Source organism: Streptomyces sp. GDS52 (assembly GCF_052246875.1).
Taxonomy (GTDB): domain Bacteria; phylum Actinomycetota; class Actinomycetes; order Streptomycetales; family Streptomycetaceae; genus Streptomyces; species Streptomyces cathayae.
The window spans coordinates 4,675,295-4,691,947 of record NZ_CM125966.1 but is presented as its reverse complement, the minus strand read 5'-3'; the positions used below and the strand labels follow the sequence as shown (position 1 = coordinate 4,691,947).

The window sequence follows — 16,653 nt, the reverse complement described above, 5'->3', positions numbered from 1 at the left end:
CATATGTGCGGAATCGTCGGATACATCGGCAGGCGTGACGTCGCCCCTCTGCTGCTCGAAGGCCTGCAGCGCCTGGAGTACCGGGGCTACGACTCGGCGGGCATCGCCATCACGTCGCCGAAGGCCGCCGGACTGAGGACGGTCAAGGCCAAGGGCCGGGTGCGCGAGCTGGAGGCGAAGGTCCCGGCCCGCTTCAAGGGCACCACGGGCATCGCCCACACCCGCTGGGCCACCCACGGCGCCCCGTCCGACGTGAACGCCCACCCGCACCTGGACGCCGAGGGCAAGGTCGCCGTCGTCCACAACGGCATCATCGACAACGCCGCCGACCTGCGCCGCAAGCTGGAGGCGGACGGCGTCGAGTTCCTCTCGGAGACGGACACCGAGGTCCTCACCCACCTGATCGCCCGCTCGCAGGCCGTCAAGCTGGAGGACAAGGTCCGCGAGACGCTGCGGGTCGTCGAGGGCACCTACGGCATCGCCGTGCTGCACGCCGACTTCCCGGACCGCATCGTGGTGGCCCGCAACGGTTCGCCCGTCGTGCTCGGCATCGGCGAGAAGGAGATGTTCGTCGCCTCGGACATAGCCGCCCTGGTCACCCACACCCGACAGGTCGTCACCCTCGGCGACGGCGAGATGGCCACCCTCAAGGCCGACGACTTCCGCACCTACACCACCGAGGGCACCCGTACGACGGCCGAGCCGACCACCGTGGAGTGGGAGGCCGCCTCGTACGACATGGGCGGCCACGACACCTACATGCACAAGGAGATCCACGAGCAGGCCGAGGCCGTGGACCGGGTACTGCGGGGCCGGATCGACGACCGGTTCTCCACAGTGCGCCTGGGCGGCCTGAACCTGGACGCCCGTGAGGCGCGCCGGATCCGCCGGGTGAAGATCCTCGGCTGCGGCACCTCGTACCACGCGGGGCTGATCGGCGCCCAGATGATCGAGGAGCTGGCCCGCATCCCGGCCGACGCCGAGCCGGCCTCCGAGTTCCGCTACCGCAACGCGGTCGTCGACCCCGACGCGCTGTACATCGCGGTGTCCCAGTCCGGTGAGACGTACGACGTGCTGGCGGCGGTGCAGGAGCTGAAGCGCAAGGGCGCGCGGGTGCTGGGCGTGGTGAACGTCGTCGGTTCGGCGATCGCCCGCGAGGCGGACGGCGGCATGTACGTGCACGCCGGTCCCGAGGTCTGCGTGGTGTCCACGAAGTGCTTCACCAACACCACGGTCGCCTTCGCCCTCCTCGCCCTGCACCTGGGCCGCACCCGCGACCTGTCGGTGAGCGACGGCAAGCGGATCATCGAGGGGCTGCGCAGGCTGCCGGAGCAGATCACCGAGATCCTGGAGCAGGAGGAGGAGATCAGGAAGCTGGCCCTGCAGTACGCGGAGGCCCGCTCGATGCTCTTCATCGGCCGGGTCCGGGGCTACCCGGTGGCCCGTGAGGCGTCCCTGAAGCTCAAGGAGGTCTCCTACATCCACGCGGAGGCCTACCCGGCGTCCGAGCTCAAGCACGGCCCGCTGGCCCTGATCGAGCCCGCGCTGCCCACGGTGGCGATCGTCCCCGACGACGACCTGCTGGAGAAGAACCGCGCGGCCCTGGAGGAGATCAAGGCCCGCAGCGGCCCGATCATGGCCGTCGCCCACCGGGAGCAGGAGAAGGCCGACCACACGATCGTCGTCCCGAAGAACGAGAACGAGCTGGACCCCATCCTGATGGGCATCCCGCTGCAACTCCTCGCCTACCACACGGCGCTGGCCCTGGGCCGGGACATCGACAAGCCGCGGAACCTGGCCAAGTCGGTCACGGTCGAATAGCGACGGGCCCAAGCCGTCCGGCGGGCCGGCGCCTCAGGGGATGACCACCACGGGGCGCTGGGCCCGCTTGGCGAGCCGGCCGGCGACGGAGCCGAAGAGCCGGCCCACCAGGCCGTGGGTGGAGCCGACGACGATCGCGTCGGCCTCGTACTCCCGGCCGACCTCCTCGAGTTCGTGGCAGATGTCGCCGCCGCGTTCGACCAGGATCCAGGGCACCTCGGTGAGGTGGTCCGCGCAGGCCAGTTCGAGGCCGAGGACCTCGGTGCGGTGGTCCGGGACGTCGACGAAGACCGGCGGCTCGCAGCCCGCCCACACGGTGGTGGGCAGCCGGTTGGCGACATGGACGATGATCAGCGCGGAGCCGAAGCGGCGGGCCATGCCGATCGCGTAGGCGAGGGCCCGCTCGCTGGAGGTGGAGCCGTCGAAGCCGACGACCACACCGTGCCGGAACGCGGGATCGCACGGTTGGCGCGACTTTTCCGCGCCCAGGGGATCGGCCCCGAGCGACTCGGCCGCCGTGGGGTCGGCGAGGGGGCGCTTACGATCCGCGGGTTCGAAGAATTCGTGACCGGCCATGGCTGTCTCGGCGTTGTGATCCTTGTGATGGGTGACGACAGGGTGCGTCGGAGCTGTGTCCGGGAATCATCTTCCCCACCCCATACCCCCAAGGGTACGGCGGTACGCGTTATCGGCCCAGACCCCTGCCCGAGCGGGCCGACGGGTTTCCCGGAGCATGCCCGAGGGGGCACCCGGCACGCAACGGTCGCTGCGCTGTACAGACGGTTTGCGCGGGGTGGACCGAGCCGCGAGGGGGTCGCCGTACGCCGTGGTTCCGAAGGCCCGGGGATCCCCTGATCCGGGGTTCCGTCCCGGAACCGCAGTGACCGGCACCCCTGCCGCGCGTTGACCCCCGTGAGCCACGCCACAGGGAGCGCCTCGCCTCCGGGCCCCGTCCCGCCGCCGGGGGCGGACCGTGCGCCGGGCCCCCGGGGGGCCTTCGCGCCGGGAGTCCTCCCGGGGCCGGGTCACCGGCGTGGTCCGCCCGGCGGCCTCCGGGTCCCCGCCGGCGCCGGTCACCCCGTTCCGGTGAGGTTCCGGTGCGGTTCCGGTGCGGTTCCGGGCGGGCGGCGCGGGGCGGCCGGGATACACCGGTCGCGTGACCGGTTTCCGCGCCCACGGGCGTATCTTTTCAGCCAACTTCCGCAACCTGTGCATCTCCTGCCGTGGCCACCCCCCAACCCCCGTTCGACCTGCACAAAAAGGGGTCGGCGACCCCCGCGCACCCTACGGGGATTGGCCACCGCGACGAGGCGCACTTCCCTGCACGGCCCACGAGTGCGACCCTTCGTGATCGAATGCTTCACGCCAAGTTGCCAAGTCGACAATGCGCCGGAGCCGAACTGGCCACCCGGACGCGACGGGACACAGTAGATTCGATCTTGACTGTCTTACGGCGGGGGACTCGTGCAGGACCGAGGGGAAACGTGTTGGAGCGACAGACCCGAAAGGATCGAGGCGCCGCGACCACCGAGGGGGGCTTAGCAGTATGAGCCACGACTCCACTGCCGCGCCGGAGATCGCGGCCCGGAAACTCGCCGGGCGACGTCGCAAGGAGATCGTCGCCGTACTGCTGTTCAGCGGCGGTCCCATCTTCGAGAGTTCCATACCGCTGTCGGTGTTCGGGATTGACCGCCAGGACGCCGGCGTACCGCGCTACCGACTGCTGGTGAGTGCCGGCGAGGGGGGCCCGCTGCGGACCACGGGGGGTCTCGAACTCACCGCGCCGCACGGCCTGGAGGCGATCGCCCGCGCGGGCACCGTCGTCGTGCCCGCCTGGCGTTCGATCACCTCGCCGCCACCGGACGACGCGCTCGAGGCGCTGCGCCGTGCCCACGAGGAGGGCGCCCGCATCGTCGGCCTGTGCACCGGCGCCTTCGTGCTCGCGGCGGCCGGCCTGCTGGACGGCCGTCCGGCGACCACCCACTGGATGTACGCGCCGACGCTGGCGAAACGCTATCCGTCGGTCCACGTCGATCCGCGCGAACTCTTCGTGGACGACGGCGACGTGCTGACATCGGCGGGTACGGCGGCCGGAATCGATCTGTGCCTGCACATCGTGCGCGCGGATCACGGCAACGAGGCAGCGGGGGCACTCGCCCGGCGCCTCGTCGTCCCGCCGCGCCGGACGGGCGGTCAGGAGCGCTATCTCGACAGGTCTTTACCCGAGGAGATCGGCGCCGACCCGCTCGCCGAGGTCGTCGCCTGGGCGCTGGAGCACCTCCACGAACAGTTCGACGTGGAGACGCTGGCGGCACGCGCGTACATGAGCCGTCGTACGTTCGACCGCCGCTTCCGCTCGCTGACCGGCAGCGCGCCGCTGCAGTGGCTGATCACGCAGCGGGTGCTGCAGGCCCAGCGCCTGCTGGAGACGTCGGACTACTCGGTGGACGAGGTCGCGGGCCGCTGCGGCTTCCGCTCACCGGTCGCGCTGCGGGGCCACTTCCGGCGCCAGCTGGGTTCGTCCCCGGCCGCCTACCGGGCCGCGTACCGCGCGCGACGCCCCCAGACCGAGCGGAACCAGGGCGCCGACGGCATCCCGAACACCCCGGGAGCCGTCCCGTCCGGCCCGGCGCACCCGTACGGGCACCCGGGGCAGGCCGGCCCGGCGTCCACCGCGCCGCACCCGGACAACCCCGTCCCGCACCAGTCCCGGCGTGCGGCGGCCGCGAGCGCCCTGGGCGGGCCGTCCCTGGCGGCCTCGGCGGACCCGGGCCGCGAGGCGTACGTCCCGCGGGCGGGCGTGCCGGGGCAGCGCAGCGCGCCGTGAGGCGGACCTGGAGCACCTGAGACAGGGCCGCGCGACAAGGATCGGCCGACGGGCCGGGCCGGAGACTTCCGTCTCCGGCCCGGCCCGCTTCTCTGCCCGCTCTCCGCCCGGTTCCCCCCGCCCGGTTCCCCCCGCCCGCCGCCCGCTTCCCGCCCGCATCACTCACCCGGTCCCCGACGGGTCACCCACCCTTCCGCGCGCCGTAAGGTGAGACACATGAACGATCGCATGGTGTGGATCGACTGCGAGATGACCGGCCTCTCGCTGTCCGACGACGCGCTCATCGAGGTGGCCGCCCTCGTCACCGACTCCGAGCTGAACGTGCTCGGCGACGGTGTGGACATCGTCATCCGCCCCCCGGAAGGGGCCCTGGAGACGATGCCGGAGGTGGTGCGGGAGATGCACACCGCGTCCGGGCTGCTCGCCGAACTGGCGGACGGCACGACGCTCGAGGACGCCGAGCGGCGCGTCCTCGCCTATGTGAAGGAGCACGTCAAGGAGCCCGGCAAGGCGCCCCTGTGCGGCAACTCCGTCGGCACGGACCGCGGATTCCTGCTGCGGGACATGCCGACGCTGGAGGACTACCTGCACTACCGCATCGTGGACGTCTCCAGCATCAAGGAGCTGTCGCGCCGCTGGTACCCGAGGGCGTACTACAACAGCCCCGAGAAGAACGGCAACCACCGCGCGCTGGCCGACATCCGCGAGTCCATCGCGGAGCTGCGCTACTACCGCGAGGCCGTCTTCGTACCGCAGCCCGGCCCCGACTCCGACACCGCGAAGAAGATCGCCGCCAAGCACGTCCTGCCTGCTCAGTAGGCGTGTGAGGCCGCCGTCCGAGGGGCGCCGCGAAACCCTGGCGCGAGCACCCCTTCGGACCAGGTACACTTTTTCTCGGCTGGTCGGGGAAGACACCGATCTTCACCGGTACCGGCCATGGTGGGTGTAGCTCAGCTGGTAGAGCACCTGGTTGTGGTCCAGGATGCCGCGGGTTCAAGTCCCGTCACTCACCCTGATCGAAAGAGGCCCCCTCGGGGGCCTCTTTCGCGTGCGAGGCGCCCCCTCCCGTGGAGCGCCGCACCTCACAGTTCCAGTCGGCGCAGCAGTTGGGCGTTGAGGGCCACCACGACGGTGGACGCGGACATGAGGATCGCGCCGACGCTCATGGGCAGGACGAACCCGAGCGGCGCGAGCACACCCGCGGCCAGGGGCACCGAGAAGAGGTTGTAGCCGGCGGCCCACCACAGGTTCTGCTTCATCTTGTGGTAGCTCGCCCGCGACAGCTTCCCGACCGAGAGCACCGCGCGCGGATCGGAGGAGGCCAGGACGACCCCGGCCGAGCCGATCGCGACATCGGTGCCGGCGCCGATGGCGATACCGACGTCGGCCTGGGCGAGGGCCGGGGCGTCGTTGACCCCGTCGCCGACCATGGCGACCTTCAGCCCCTCCGCCTGGAGCTCCGCGACCTTGGCCGCCTTGTCCTCGGGCCGCACCCCGGCGAACACGCGGTCGATGCCCAGTTCCCCGGCGACGGTGGCGGCCACCGCACGGGCGTCGCCGGTGATCATCACGACCTGGGCGCCCGCCGCGTGCAGAGCGTCCACCGCCTCGCGGGACTCCGGCCGGATCTCGTCGGCCAGCCGCAGCGCACCGATCACCCGGCCGTCGGCGAGGACGTGCAGGATGATCGCGCCCTCCTTCCGCCACGTGTCGGCGACGGGCAGCTCGTCGAGGCCGTGCTCCTCGAGGAGGTAGGGGCCGCCCACGGCGATCACGGTGCCGTCCACCACCGCCCGCACCCCCACGGCCGGGGAGGAGGAGAAGTCGGTGGACCCGGGCACCTCCAGCCCGCGTGTCCGTGCCGCCCCGACGACGGCCGTGGCCAGGGGGTGCTCGCTGGAGTTCTCCGCCGCGGCGGCCAGGGCCAGCACCTCGTCCTCGGTACGGCCGCCGGCGGGTTCGATCCCGGTCACCGTGGGCTCGCCCTTGGTCAGGGTGCCGGTCTTGTCGAACAGGACCGCGTCGACGGTGCGCATCGACTCCAGCGCCAGCCGGTCCTTGACCAGGACGCCGGCGCGGGCGGCCCGCTCGGTCGCGATGGACACCACCAGCGGGATCGCCAGGCCCAGGGCGTGGGGGCAGGCGATGACCAGCACGGAGATGGTCCGTACGACGGCGGTGTCGGGCAGGCCCACGAGGCTCCACACGGCCGCGGTGAGCGCGGCCGAGCCCAGCGCGAACCAGAACAGCCACCCCGCCGCGGTGTCGGCGACGCGCTGGGCGCGCGAGGAGGACGACTGGGCGTCGGCGACCAGTTTCCGGATGCCGGCCAGAGCGGTGTCCTCACCGACGGCCGTGACCTCCACGCGCAGCCCGGAGTCGGTGGCCACGGTGCCGGCGACCACCTGCTCACCGGGCTCCCGGCGGACCGGCCTGGACTCACCGGTGACCATGGACTCGTCCATGCTCGCCGAACCGTCGACGATCTTCCCGTCGGCGGGCACCGAGGCGCCGGGCCGGACCAGGACGACGTCGCCGACGGCCAGGTCGGCCGGAGCGACCGTCACGACGTCGTCGCCCTCGACCCGCTCGGCCTCGTCGGGCAGCAGGGCGGCCAGGGAATCGAGCGCGGACGTGGTCCGGGCCAGGGAGCGCATCTCGATCCAGTGGCCCAGGAGCATGATGACCACCAGCAGGGCCAGCTCCCACCAGAAGTCCAGTTCGTCGTCGACCAGGTGGAGGGTCGCACTCCAGGAGGCGACGAACGCGACGGTGATGGCCAGGCCGATGAGCAGCATCATGCCGGGCGCGCGGGAGCGGATCTCCGAGGCGGCTCCGGTCAGGAACGGCCGGCCGCCCCAGACGTAGACCACGGTGCCCAGCACCGGGGAGATCCACCGCGCCCACCCCGCCTCGGGCAGGTCGTAGCCGACGAGGTGGGCGAACATCCCGTTGAACCCCACCACCGGGACCGCCAGGACGAGCATGAACCAGAACAGCCGCCGGAACTGCTCCACGTGATCACCGTGGTCACCGTGACCGGCGTGGTCGGCATGACCGGCGTGGTCGGCATGACCGGCGTGGTCGGCGTGATCCGCATGACCACCGTGATCCGCACGACCGGCGTGATCGGCCGGCCCGTGGTGAGCGCCGTGCGCCGCGGGCTCCCCGTTCCCCTCAGGTCCGTCGTGGTGACCGGTGGGCCGGGTGTCCTCGGCCGGGTCCGAAAAGTGCTGGTGATCATGGCGCATACCCACCCCCGTACCCTCCCCCGCCCATGGTCACACCGGGCGGGGCTACGAGGAGGTCCGCTCCACCAGCTCCGTGGCCAGGACCACCTGGCGTCGTTCCAGCCCGCGCGAGGCGGACGGGCGGCGGTCGGCGATCTCGGCGAGGAGGAGGTCGATCATCCGGTGCCCCATCTCCTCTATGGGCTGGCGCACGCTGGTCAGCGGCGGGTCCATGTGGCGGGCGATGGCGGAGTCGTCGTAGCCGACCAGGGCCACGTCGTCGGGGATGCGGCGGCCCGCCTCGCGCAGCGCGTGCCGGGCGCCGGCGGCGGTCACGTCGGAGGCGGCGAAGACCGCGTCCAGGTCGGGGCGGCGTTCCAGCAGGGCCGCCATCGCGTGCCGGCCGCCCTCCTCGGAGAAGTCGCCCGCCTCGACCAGCAGGTCGTCCACCTCGTGGCCCGCGTCCCGCAGGGCGTCACGGTAGCCGTCGATGCGCCGCTGGGCGCCGTACACGTCGAGGCGGCCGGTGATGTGGGCGATACGGCGCCGGCCCCGGCCGAGGAGGTGCTCGACGGCCTGCCGGGCGCCGCCGTAGTTGTCCGAGTCGACCGAGGTCAGGGTCTCCGCGGCCGACCGGGGGCCGCTGATCACGGCCGGGATCTCCAGCCGGGCGAGCATGTCGGGCAGCGGGTCGTCGGCGTGCACCGAGACCAGCAGCACCCCGTCCACGCGATGCGCGGCCAGATAGTCGGCGAGCCGCTGCCGCTCCCGGTCGCTGCCCGCGAAGATCAGCAGCAGCTGCATCTCGGTGTCGGAGAGCGCCGCCCCCACCCCGCGCAGCATGTCCGAGAAGTACGGTTCGGCGAAGAACCGGGTCTCCGGTTCGGGCACGACCAGCGCGATCGCGTCGGTGCGGTTGGCGGCCAGCGCGCGGGCGGCCGTGTTCGGGACGTAACCGAGTTCGGCGACGGCGGCCTCCACGGCGGCCCGGGTGGCGTCGCTCACCCGAGGTGACCCGTTGATCACCCGGGAGACCGTGCCCCGGCCGACACCGGCGCGCACCGCCACCTCTTCGAGGGTGGGCCGGCCGCCGCTGCGGCCCCGCGCTCCGTGGCTTGCCATCTGCGCCCCGCCTTCCGTCCTGTGTCCCGCCAGGCCTGCTGGCCTGGAATCTAACAGCCCCACCAGCGGCGGCGACCGCCGCCGGGACCGCCGTCCGGACCCCGGGCACCCCCGGTGAGGGCCGGGTGGCCGGCTAACAGCCCGATAACTGAACGCAGTTCTCCACGTTCGGTCCCTTGACACCCCCGCCCGGACCCGCGACCCTTCAACACATCACTTGTGGGAGCGCTCCCACGGTACCTGACACATACACAACCCGCACGTTCCCCGCCCGAGCCGCAGCACGCAACAGCCAGGCCTGACAAAGCCGTTGGCCGGGGGTCGGTACGTCAGGGCAATCAGGAGGACGCAATGCGAGCACGTACCCTCCCCCTCTCCCGGCAGCGCACGAACGGGGGGAAGCTCTTCACCCGCAAGGCACTGGCCGTCGCGGCCGTGGTGTCGCTGGGCACAGGGCTGCTGGCCGGCTGCGCCGACGACGGCGGAGACAAGGACTCCGACTCCTCGTCGGACGGCAAGGGCAAGACGACGGTCACGCTGGGTCTGTTCGGCACCTTCGGCTTCAAGGAGGCCGGGCTCTACGCCGAGTACGAGAAGCTGAACCCGGACATCAAGATCGCCGAGAACGTCGTCGAGCGCAACGAGAACTACTACCCGGCGCTGCTCAACCACCTCACCACCAACAGCGGCCTGCAGGACGTCCAGGCCGTCGAGGTCGGCAACATCGCCGAGATCGTGGAGACCCAGGCCGGCAAGCTCGAGGACCTCTCCAAGGTCGAGGGCGTGAACAAGAGCGACTGGCTCGGGTGGAAGTGGGAGCAGGCCACCACCAAGGACGGCCAGACCGTCGGCCTGGGCACCGACATCGGCCCGATGGCGATCTGCTACCGCAAGGACCTGTTCGAGAAGGCGGGCCTGCCGACCGACCGCGAAGAGCTCGGCAAGCTGTGGGCCGGCGACTGGGCCAAGCTGATCGAGGTCGGTGAGGACTACCAGAAGAAGGCGCCCAAGGGCACCACCTTCTTCGACTCCCCCGGCGGCCTGATGAGCGCCGTCCTCAGCAGTGAGGAGAAGCGGTTCTACGACTCCTCCGGCGAGGTGATCTACAAGACCAACCCCGCCGTCAAGAAGGCCTTCGACATGACCGCGAAGGCCGCCGAGGACGGGCTGGTCGGCGCCCAGACGCAGTTCCAGCCCTCGTGGGACCAGACGATCGCCAACAACAAGTTCGCCGCGATGTCCTGCCCGCCCTGGATGCTCGGCTACATCAAGGGCAAGTCCCAGCCGGACGCCGCGGGCAAGTGGGACGTGGCCCTGCCCCCCAAGGCCGGCAACTGGGGCGGCTCCTTCCTGGCCGTGCCCAAGAGCGCCAAGAACGCCGAGGAGGCCAAGAAGCTCGTCGCCTGGCTGACCGCACCCGCACAGCAGGCGAAGCTGTTCAAGGTGCAGGGCAGCTTCCCGAGCGCCCAGAGCATCTTCGACAGCCCCGAAGTGACCGGCGCGGTCAACGACATGACCGGCGACGCCCCGATCGGTGAGGTCTTCGCCGAGGCCGCCCAGCAGATCCCGGTCCAGGTCATCGGCCCGAAGGACCAGATCATCTCGCAGGGCCTGGGCGACAACGGCGTCATTCTCGTGACCAAGGGCAAGTCGCCGAAGGAAGCCTGGGAGACGGCCGTCAAGACCATCGACAACAACCTGGACAAGTGACCTGGATGTCCACCCGTCACGACACCGCCGCGTCCCCCGTCAAGGGGGGCGCGGCCCCGGGCCGCCCGCCCCGGGGCACCGCGTCCGCGAGCGCGAAGGACAGGGAGGAGCGGCGCCGGAAGAAGCTGTCCCGCCGCTGGCAGCGCGACATGCGCTGGAGCCCGTACGCCTTCGTCGCACCGTTCTTCCTGCTGTTCCTCGCCTTCGGCCTGTTCCCGCTGATCTACACCGGCTGGGCCTCGCTGCACCAGGTGGAGCTGACCGCCCCGACCGACATGAACTGGGTCGGGCTGAAGAACTACACCCGGATCTTCGACGACGACTTCTTCTGGAACGCGGCGCGGAACACCCTGACCATCGGCATCATCTCGACCGTCCCGCAGCTGCTGATGGCGATGGGCATCGCCCACATCCTCAACTACAAGCTGCGCGGCTCGACCTTCTACCGGGTCGCGATGCTCGCCCCGTACGCCACCTCGATCGCCGCCGCCTCCCTGGTGTTCGTGCTGCTCTTCGGGCGTGACTACGGGATGATCAACTGGGCGCTGGACCTCGTCGGGATCGACCCGGTCGCCTGGCAGGACGACAAGTGGCCCGGACAGTTCGCGGTCTCGACGATCATCATCTGGCGCTGGACCGGTTACAACGCGCTGATCTACCTGGCCGCGATGCAGGCGATCCCGCAGGACCTGTACGAGTCGGCGGCGCTGGACGGCGCCAACCGCTGGCAGCAGTTCCTGCACGTGACGCTGCCCTCGCTGCGCCCGACGATCCTGTTCACGGTGGTCGTCTCCACCATCGGCGCCAGCCAGGTCTTCGGCGAGCCGCTGCTGTTCGACCCCAACAAGGGCGCGTCCGGCGGTGCGGAGCACCAGTTCCAGACGCTCGGCCTGTACCTGTACGAACAGGGCTGGATCAACCAGCACCTGGGCCGCGCCTCGGCGATCGCCTGGATGATGTTCCTGATCCTGATCGTCATCGGCATCATCAACTACGTCATCTCGCGCCGGCTGCGCGCCAGCAGTTAAGGAGTTGTGGCCGTGACGACGACTGTGACGCCCCCGCCCCCCGAGACCACGTCCGCCAAGGAGCAGGTCCGCTCCCGTCTGCCGAAGTCCGCGCGGGCCGGCGGCACCCTGCACGGCGGCCCGATCGCGTACGCGATCCTGATCGTGTTCACGATCGTCTCGCTGTTCCCACTGGTGTGGACCGCGATCGCCGCCTCCCGGGACACCCAGCGTCTCGCACAGACCCCGCCGCCGTTCTGGTTCGGCTCGAACCTGTTCAAGAACCTGGAGATCGCCTGGACCGAAGCCAACCTCGGGGAGGCGTTCCTCAACACCACGATCGTGGCGGGCATTTCGGCGGTGACCGTCGTCATCCTGTCGACGATCGCCGGTTTCGCCTTCGCCAAGCTGCGCTTCCGGGGCCGGGGCGCGCTGATGCTGCTCGTGATCGGCACCATGATGGTCCCGCCGCAGCTGAGCATCATCCCGCTGTACATGATGGTCGCCAAGCTGGACTGGACCGACCAGCTGCAGGCGGTCATCTTCCCGTCGCTGGTGAGCGCCTTCGGCGTGTTCTTCATGCGGCAGTACCTGCTCCAGGCGCTGCCCGACGAGATCATCGAGGCCGCCCGGGTCGACGGCGCGAGCAGCTGGCGCGTGGTGTGGCACGTGGTGTTCCCGGCGGCGCGGCCGGCGATGGCCGTGCTGGGCATGCTGATCTTCGTGCAGACCTGGAACGACTTCCTGTGGCCGTTCCTCGTCCTGACCCAGTCCGGCAATCCGACCGTGCAGGTCGCGGTCGCGGGCCTCGGCCGCGGATTCACCCCGGACCAGTCCCTGATCATGGCGGGTGCCCTGCTGGGCACACTGCCGCTGCTGCTGGTCTTCGCGGTCTTCGGCAAGCAGATCGTGGGCGGCATCATGCAGGGCGCGGTCAAGGGCTGAGCTCCGTCCGCCGATACCTCCCACCAGGGGGCCGGGTCACCGACGCCTCGGCCCCTGCTCGTCCCCGTGCCGCCCCTCGCTGTCCCCCTCTCGCCTCTCGCCTTCTTCTCCCCTCTTCTCTCCCCTTCTCCCTCTTCTCACCTCCGGCCCTGACTCGCAGGTTCCTCCACGACCGCCTATGGGAGCGCTTCCATGACTGACTCCACCACGCCGGTGACCCCGGCGGCCTTCCCCCCCGCCTTCCTCTGGGGTGCCGCGACCTCCGCCTACCAGATCGAGGGCGCGGTGCGGGAGGACGGTCGTACGCCGTCCATCTGGGACACCTTCAGCCACACACCGGGCAAGACCGCCGGTGGCGACACCGGTGACATCGCTGTCGACCACTACCACCGCTACCGCGACGACGTGGCGCTGATGGCGGAACTGGGCCTGGGCGCCTACCGCTTCTCCATCGCCTGGCCCCGGGTGCAGCCGACCGGCCGCGGCCCGGCCGTCCAGCGCGGCCTGGACTTCTACCGCCGGCTGGTCGACGAACTGCTGGCCCACGGCATCAAGCCGGCCGCCACCCTGTACCACTGGGACCTGCCGCAGGAGCTGGAGGACGCGGGCGGCTGGCCGGAGCGTGACACCGCGTACCGCTTCGCCGAGTACGCGCAGCTCGTCGGTGAGGCGCTCGGCGACCGGGTGGAGCAGTGGATCACGCTCAACGAGCCGTGGTGCAGCGCGTTCCTGGGCTACGCCTCCGGTGTGCACGCGCCGGGCCGCACCGACCCGGCGGCCTCGCTGCGGGCCGCCCACCACCTGAACCTGGCGCACGGACTGGGTGCCAAGGCGCTGCGGTCGGTGATGCCCGCCCGCAACTCGATCGCGATCAGCCTCAACTCCGCGGCGGTCCGGCCCCTCTCCCCCGACGACCCGGCGGACCTGGCGGCGGCGCGCAAGATCGACGACCTGGCCAGCGGTATCTTCCACGGCCCGATCCTGAAAGGCGCCTACCCCGAGTCGCTGCTGACGGCGACCTCGTCGCTGACGGACTGGTCGTGCATCCAGGACGGCGACCTGGACCTGATCCACCAGCCGCTGGACGCGCTCGGCCTCAACTACTACACGCCCACCCTGGTGTCGGCGGCGGACCCGGACGCGGAGGGACCGCGGGCCGACGGCCACGGGGCGAGCGAGCACTCGCCGTGGCCGGCCGCGGACGACGTGGCCTTCCATCAGGTGCCCGGGGAGCGCACCGAGATGGGCTGGTCCGTCGACCCGACCGGGCTGCACGAGCTGATCATGCGGTACACCCGGGACGCGCCCGGCCTGCCGCTCTACGTCACCGAGAACGGCGCCGCCTACGACGACAAGCCCGGCGCCGACGGCGCGGTGCACGACCCGGAGCGGATCGCCTACCTGCACGGCCACCTCGCCGCGGTCCGCCGGGCCATCACCGACGGCGCGGACGTGCGCGGCTACTACCTGTGGTCCCTGCTGGACAACTTCGAGTGGGCGTACGGCTACGAGAAGCGCTTCGGCGCGATCCACGTCGACTACGCGTCCCAGGAGCGGACCCCGAAGGCCAGCGCCCTCTGGTACAGCCGGGCGGCCAAGTCGGGCGCCCTGCCGGGGCCGGAGGCCATCTGACCCTCCCGAGAACGGGGGACGGGGGAACGGGGCGGGGGAAGCGGGGCGCGGCGCTCTGGGGGAGGGCCGCGCCCCGTCGGCCGGTCCGCCGTGGGTCAGGGGGAGCCAAAAGGACCAGGGGAACCAGAGGGACCAGGGGGCCAGGAAGATCAGGACCTGAAGGTCGGTATCAGCCGGCCGGGCCCGCGCCGACGTACGGTCCCCCGGTGCCCGCGCCGCCGCCGGGGCGCCCCCTCCCGGCCGTCGAGCTGGATCCAGATGCGCACCTCGGTCCCGCCGAGCACCGACGAGCCGATCCGTGCGTCCCCGCCGGTGGCCTCCGCGAGCCGGCGCACGATGTCCAGGCCGAGGCCGGTGGAGCCGTCGCTGCCGGAGCCCCGGCCGCGGGCCATCGCCGCCTTAGGGTCGGGTATGCCGGGGCCCGCGTCGGAGACGAGCACGATCACCGCGTCCTCGCCGTTGTGCAGGTCCACGGCGAAGGCGGTGCCCTCGGCGGTGTGCCGGAACACGTTGCCGAGCAGGGCGTCGAGGGCGGCGGCCAGGTCGGCGCGGGCCACGGGGATGCGGACCGGGCCGTCCGCTCCGGCCACCCTCCATGTGCGGCCCTCGTCCTCGGCGAGCGCCGACCAGAACGCCATCCGTTCCCGGACCACTTCGGCCGCGTCGCAGCCGGCGCCGGGGCCGGCCGCCGCCGTCTGCGGTTTGGCGTCCCGCGCGGTGCGGATGATGGTGTCGACCTCACGCTCCAGCTGCTCGACCGCCGCGCGGGTCTGCTCGGCGGCCGGCCCGTCGCCGAGGGAGGCGGCGTTCAGCCGCAGCACGGTCAGCGGGGTGCGCAGCCGGTGGGACAGGTCGGCGGCCAGTTCCCTCTCGTTGGCGAGGAGTTGGACGACCTGGTCGGCCATGGAGTTGAACGCCACGGCCGCCAGCCGCAGTTCGGTCGGCCCCTTCTCGGGCACCCGCGCGCCCAGCTTGCCCTCCCCCAGTTCGTGCGCCCCCTCGACCAGCCGCTGCGCGGGCCGCACCATCCGCACGCCCAGCCGGTCGGCGACCGCGACCGAGCCGAGGATGAGGGCGACGCCGACCGCCGCGAGCACCGCCCAGGCCGTGCCCACCCCGTTGGTGACCTCGGACTCGGGGACGAACACCTCGACCACGGCGATCTCACCGGTGCTGAGCGCGACCGGCTGGAGCAGCGTCGAGCCGCCGGACACCTTGGAGGTGGAGGCCCGCCCCAGTCTCCGTACCGCCTCGACGTCCTCGGCGGTGGCGCGGCGGCGCCCGATGTCGAGGGGCTCGGCGTCGGCGCCGACGGGTATGTGCACGGCCATCGCGGCGTCGGACCCGGCGGAGGCGACGACGCGTTCGAGCTGGTCGCGGTCGGTGGTGATGGACAGCGCGGGGGCGACGGCCGCGGCTTCCCGTTCGGCGTTGGAGAAGGCGCGGTCGCGGGCCATCTCGCGGATGACGAGGCCGAGCGGTACCGCGAAGGCGATCACGACCATCGCGGTCACCGCCACCGACACCTTCACCAGGGCCCATCTCATCGCGGTGGCTCCGCCGCGAGCGGTCCCGTGGCCGGGGGCAGTTCCGTGGCCGGGGGTTCCAGCTTCACGCCGACGCCCCGCAGGGTGTGCAGATAGCGCGGCCGGGCGGCGGTCTCGCCCAGCTTCCGCCGCAGCCACGACAGATGGACGTCTATGGTCTGGTCGTCGCCGTAGGACTGCTGCCACACCTCGGCGAGGAGTTCCCTGCGGGGCACGACGACTCCGGGCCGCCCGGCCAGGAAGGCGAGCAGGTCGAACTCCCGCCGGGTGAGGTCCAGTCGGGCGCCGTCCAGTTCGGCCTGGCGGCGCAGCGGGTCGACGGTCAGCCCGCCGACCCGGAGCACCGGGGGCTCGGCCGGCTCTCCCGCGAGGGAACGGGACCGGCGTAGTACGGCCGCCATCCGGGCCGACAGGTGCTCCACCGAGAAGGGCTTGATCAGGTAGTCGTCCGCGCCGGCGTTCAACAGCCGCACGATCTCCGCCTCGTCGTCCCGCGCGGTGGCGATGATCACCGGCACGTCCGTGATGCCGCGCAGCATCTTCAGCGCCTCGGAGCCGTCGAGATCGGGCAGTCCGAGGTCCAGGACGACGACGTCGAAACGGAAATGGGCGACCTCGCGCAGCGCTTCCAGCGCCGTCCCGACGCTGCGCACCAGGTGTGCGGCGTCGGTCAGTTGCCGGATGAGCGCCGAGCGTACGAAGGGGTCGTCCTCGACTACGAGAACACGTGCCATGGGCGGCACCGTACGCCATGCCGGGCGACCCGGTGCGGGCCTGTGGACAACTCCGGACACCGCCGCAGGCGCGACACG

The 16,653-nt window shown here is 71.6% G+C and carries 12 protein-coding genes and 1 tRNA gene; 8 read left to right on the top strand and 5 right to left on the bottom strand.

Annotated features, from left to right (window positions below):
- Positions 1 to 3: 3 nt before the first annotated feature.
- Positions 4 to 1,821, top strand: coding sequence for a glutamine--fructose-6-phosphate transaminase (isomerizing) (gene glmS / locus ACTWJ9_RS21430; RefSeq protein ID WP_279335857.1), 1,818 nt, complete (start codon positions 4 to 6; stop codon positions 1,819 to 1,821).
- Positions 1,822 to 1,854: 33 nt separating this feature from the next.
- Here the strand turns inward: glmS and ACTWJ9_RS21425 are convergent, their stop codons facing one another.
- Positions 1,855 to 2,397: a universal stress protein gene (locus tag ACTWJ9_RS21425; RefSeq protein WP_279335856.1), complete on the bottom strand. Its 543-nt coding sequence runs from the start codon at positions 2,395 to 2,397 to the stop codon at positions 1,855 to 1,857.
- Between the two features lie 970 nt (positions 2,398 to 3,367).
- On the opposite strand from ACTWJ9_RS21425, the gene ACTWJ9_RS21420 reads away from it, so the two are divergent.
- The 3 genes from ACTWJ9_RS21420 to ACTWJ9_RS21410 all read left to right on the top strand — a co-directional run bounded on the left by ACTWJ9_RS21420 (position 3,368) and on the right by ACTWJ9_RS21410 (position 5,660).
- A complete protein-coding gene (locus tag ACTWJ9_RS21420; protein ID WP_279335855.1) occupies positions 3,368 to 4,648 on the top strand; it encodes a GlxA family transcriptional regulator in 1,281 nt (426 codons plus the stop codon).
- A gap of 216 nt (positions 4,649 to 4,864) precedes the next feature.
- Positions 4,865 to 5,467 carry an oligoribonuclease gene (orn, locus tag ACTWJ9_RS21415; protein ID WP_279335854.1) on the top strand — a complete coding sequence of 201 codons (603 nt, stop codon included), beginning with the start codon at positions 4,865 to 4,867 and terminating at the stop codon, positions 5,465 to 5,467.
- Between the two features lie 120 nt (positions 5,468 to 5,587).
- A tRNA-His gene (locus tag ACTWJ9_RS21410) sits at positions 5,588 to 5,660 on the top strand.
- Between the two features lie 70 nt (positions 5,661 to 5,730).
- Here the strand turns inward: ACTWJ9_RS21410 and ACTWJ9_RS21405 are convergent.
- Together ACTWJ9_RS21405 and ACTWJ9_RS21400 are read right to left on the bottom strand one after the other, a co-directional pair.
- Positions 5,731 to 7,665 (bottom strand): heavy metal translocating P-type ATPase, encoded by a 1,935-nt coding sequence (locus ACTWJ9_RS21405; RefSeq protein WP_443294616.1) that lies wholly within the window; start codon positions 7,663 to 7,665, stop codon positions 5,731 to 5,733.
- Between the two features lie 279 nt (positions 7,666 to 7,944).
- The gene (locus tag ACTWJ9_RS21400) at positions 7,945 to 9,000 is read right to left on the bottom strand and encodes a LacI family DNA-binding transcriptional regulator (RefSeq protein ID WP_279335852.1); all 1,056 of its coding nucleotides are present in this window, start codon (positions 8,998 to 9,000) and stop codon (positions 7,945 to 7,947) included.
- A gap of 351 nt (positions 9,001 to 9,351) precedes the next feature.
- Here ACTWJ9_RS21400 and ACTWJ9_RS21395 point away from each other — a divergent pair, with 351 nt between their 5' ends.
- From ACTWJ9_RS21395 to ACTWJ9_RS21380, 4 genes are all read left to right on the top strand, one after another.
- On the top strand, positions 9,352 to 10,710 hold the full coding sequence (locus ACTWJ9_RS21395; RefSeq protein ID WP_279335851.1) for an ABC transporter substrate-binding protein: 1,359 nt from the start codon (positions 9,352 to 9,354) through the stop codon (positions 10,708 to 10,710).
- 5 nt (positions 10,711 to 10,715) lie between these two features.
- Positions 10,716 to 11,738 (top strand): carbohydrate ABC transporter permease, encoded by a 1,023-nt coding sequence (locus ACTWJ9_RS21390; protein ID WP_388702610.1) that lies wholly within the window; start codon positions 10,716 to 10,718, stop codon positions 11,736 to 11,738.
- 12 nt (positions 11,739 to 11,750) lie between these two features.
- The gene (locus tag ACTWJ9_RS21385; protein ID WP_279335850.1) at positions 11,751 to 12,662 is read left to right on the top strand and encodes a carbohydrate ABC transporter permease; all 912 of its coding nucleotides are present in this window, start codon (positions 11,751 to 11,753) and stop codon (positions 12,660 to 12,662) included.
- A gap of 192 nt (positions 12,663 to 12,854) precedes the next feature.
- Entirely contained in the window at positions 12,855 to 14,294 is a 1,440-nt protein-coding gene (locus ACTWJ9_RS21380; protein WP_279335849.1) for a GH1 family beta-glucosidase, read from the top strand.
- Positions 14,295 to 14,443: 149 nt separating this feature from the next.
- Here ACTWJ9_RS21380 and ACTWJ9_RS21375 read toward each other — a convergent pair whose 3' ends face one another.
- Positions 14,444 to 15,841: a sensor histidine kinase gene (locus ACTWJ9_RS21375; protein WP_443294615.1), complete on the bottom strand. Its 1,398-nt coding sequence runs from the start codon at positions 15,839 to 15,841 to the stop codon at positions 14,444 to 14,446.
- Entirely contained in the window at positions 15,838 to 16,575 is a 738-nt protein-coding gene (locus tag ACTWJ9_RS21370) for a response regulator transcription factor (protein ID WP_279335847.1), read from the bottom strand. The genes ACTWJ9_RS21375 and ACTWJ9_RS21370 overlap by 4 nt, the downstream gene beginning before the upstream one ends.
- Between the last annotated feature and the right edge of the window lie 78 nt (positions 16,576 to 16,653).

Bases quoted from the DNA above. Each gene is read 5' to 3' on its own strand.
- glmS (WP_279335857.1), top strand. From the start codon at position 4: ATGTGCGGAATCGTCGGATACATCGGCAGGCGTGACGTCGCCCCTCTG.
- ACTWJ9_RS21425 (WP_279335856.1), bottom strand. From the start codon at position 2,397: ATGGCCGGTCACGAATTCTTCGAACCCGCGGATCGTAAGCGCCCCCTC.
- ACTWJ9_RS21420 (WP_279335855.1), top strand. From the start codon at position 3,368: ATGAGCCACGACTCCACTGCCGCGCCGGAGATCGCGGCCCGGAAACTC.
- orn (WP_279335854.1), top strand. From the start codon at position 4,865: ATGAACGATCGCATGGTGTGGATCGACTGCGAGATGACCGGCCTCTCG.
- ACTWJ9_RS21400 (WP_279335852.1), bottom strand. From the start codon at position 9,000: ATGGCAAGCCACGGAGCGCGGGGCCGCAGCGGCGGCCGGCCCACCCTC.
- ACTWJ9_RS21395 (WP_279335851.1), top strand. From the start codon at position 9,352: ATGCGAGCACGTACCCTCCCCCTCTCCCGGCAGCGCACGAACGGGGGG.
- ACTWJ9_RS21390 (WP_388702610.1), top strand. From the start codon at position 10,716: ATGTCCACCCGTCACGACACCGCCGCGTCCCCCGTCAAGGGGGGCGCG.
- ACTWJ9_RS21380 (WP_279335849.1), top strand. From the start codon at position 12,855: ATGACTGACTCCACCACGCCGGTGACCCCGGCGGCCTTCCCCCCCGCC.
- ACTWJ9_RS21375 (WP_443294615.1), bottom strand. From the start codon at position 15,841: ATGAGATGGGCCCTGGTGAAGGTGTCGGTGGCGGTGACCGCGATGGTC.
- ACTWJ9_RS21370 (WP_279335847.1), bottom strand. From the start codon at position 16,575: ATGGCACGTGTTCTCGTAGTCGAGGACGACCCCTTCGTACGCTCGGCG.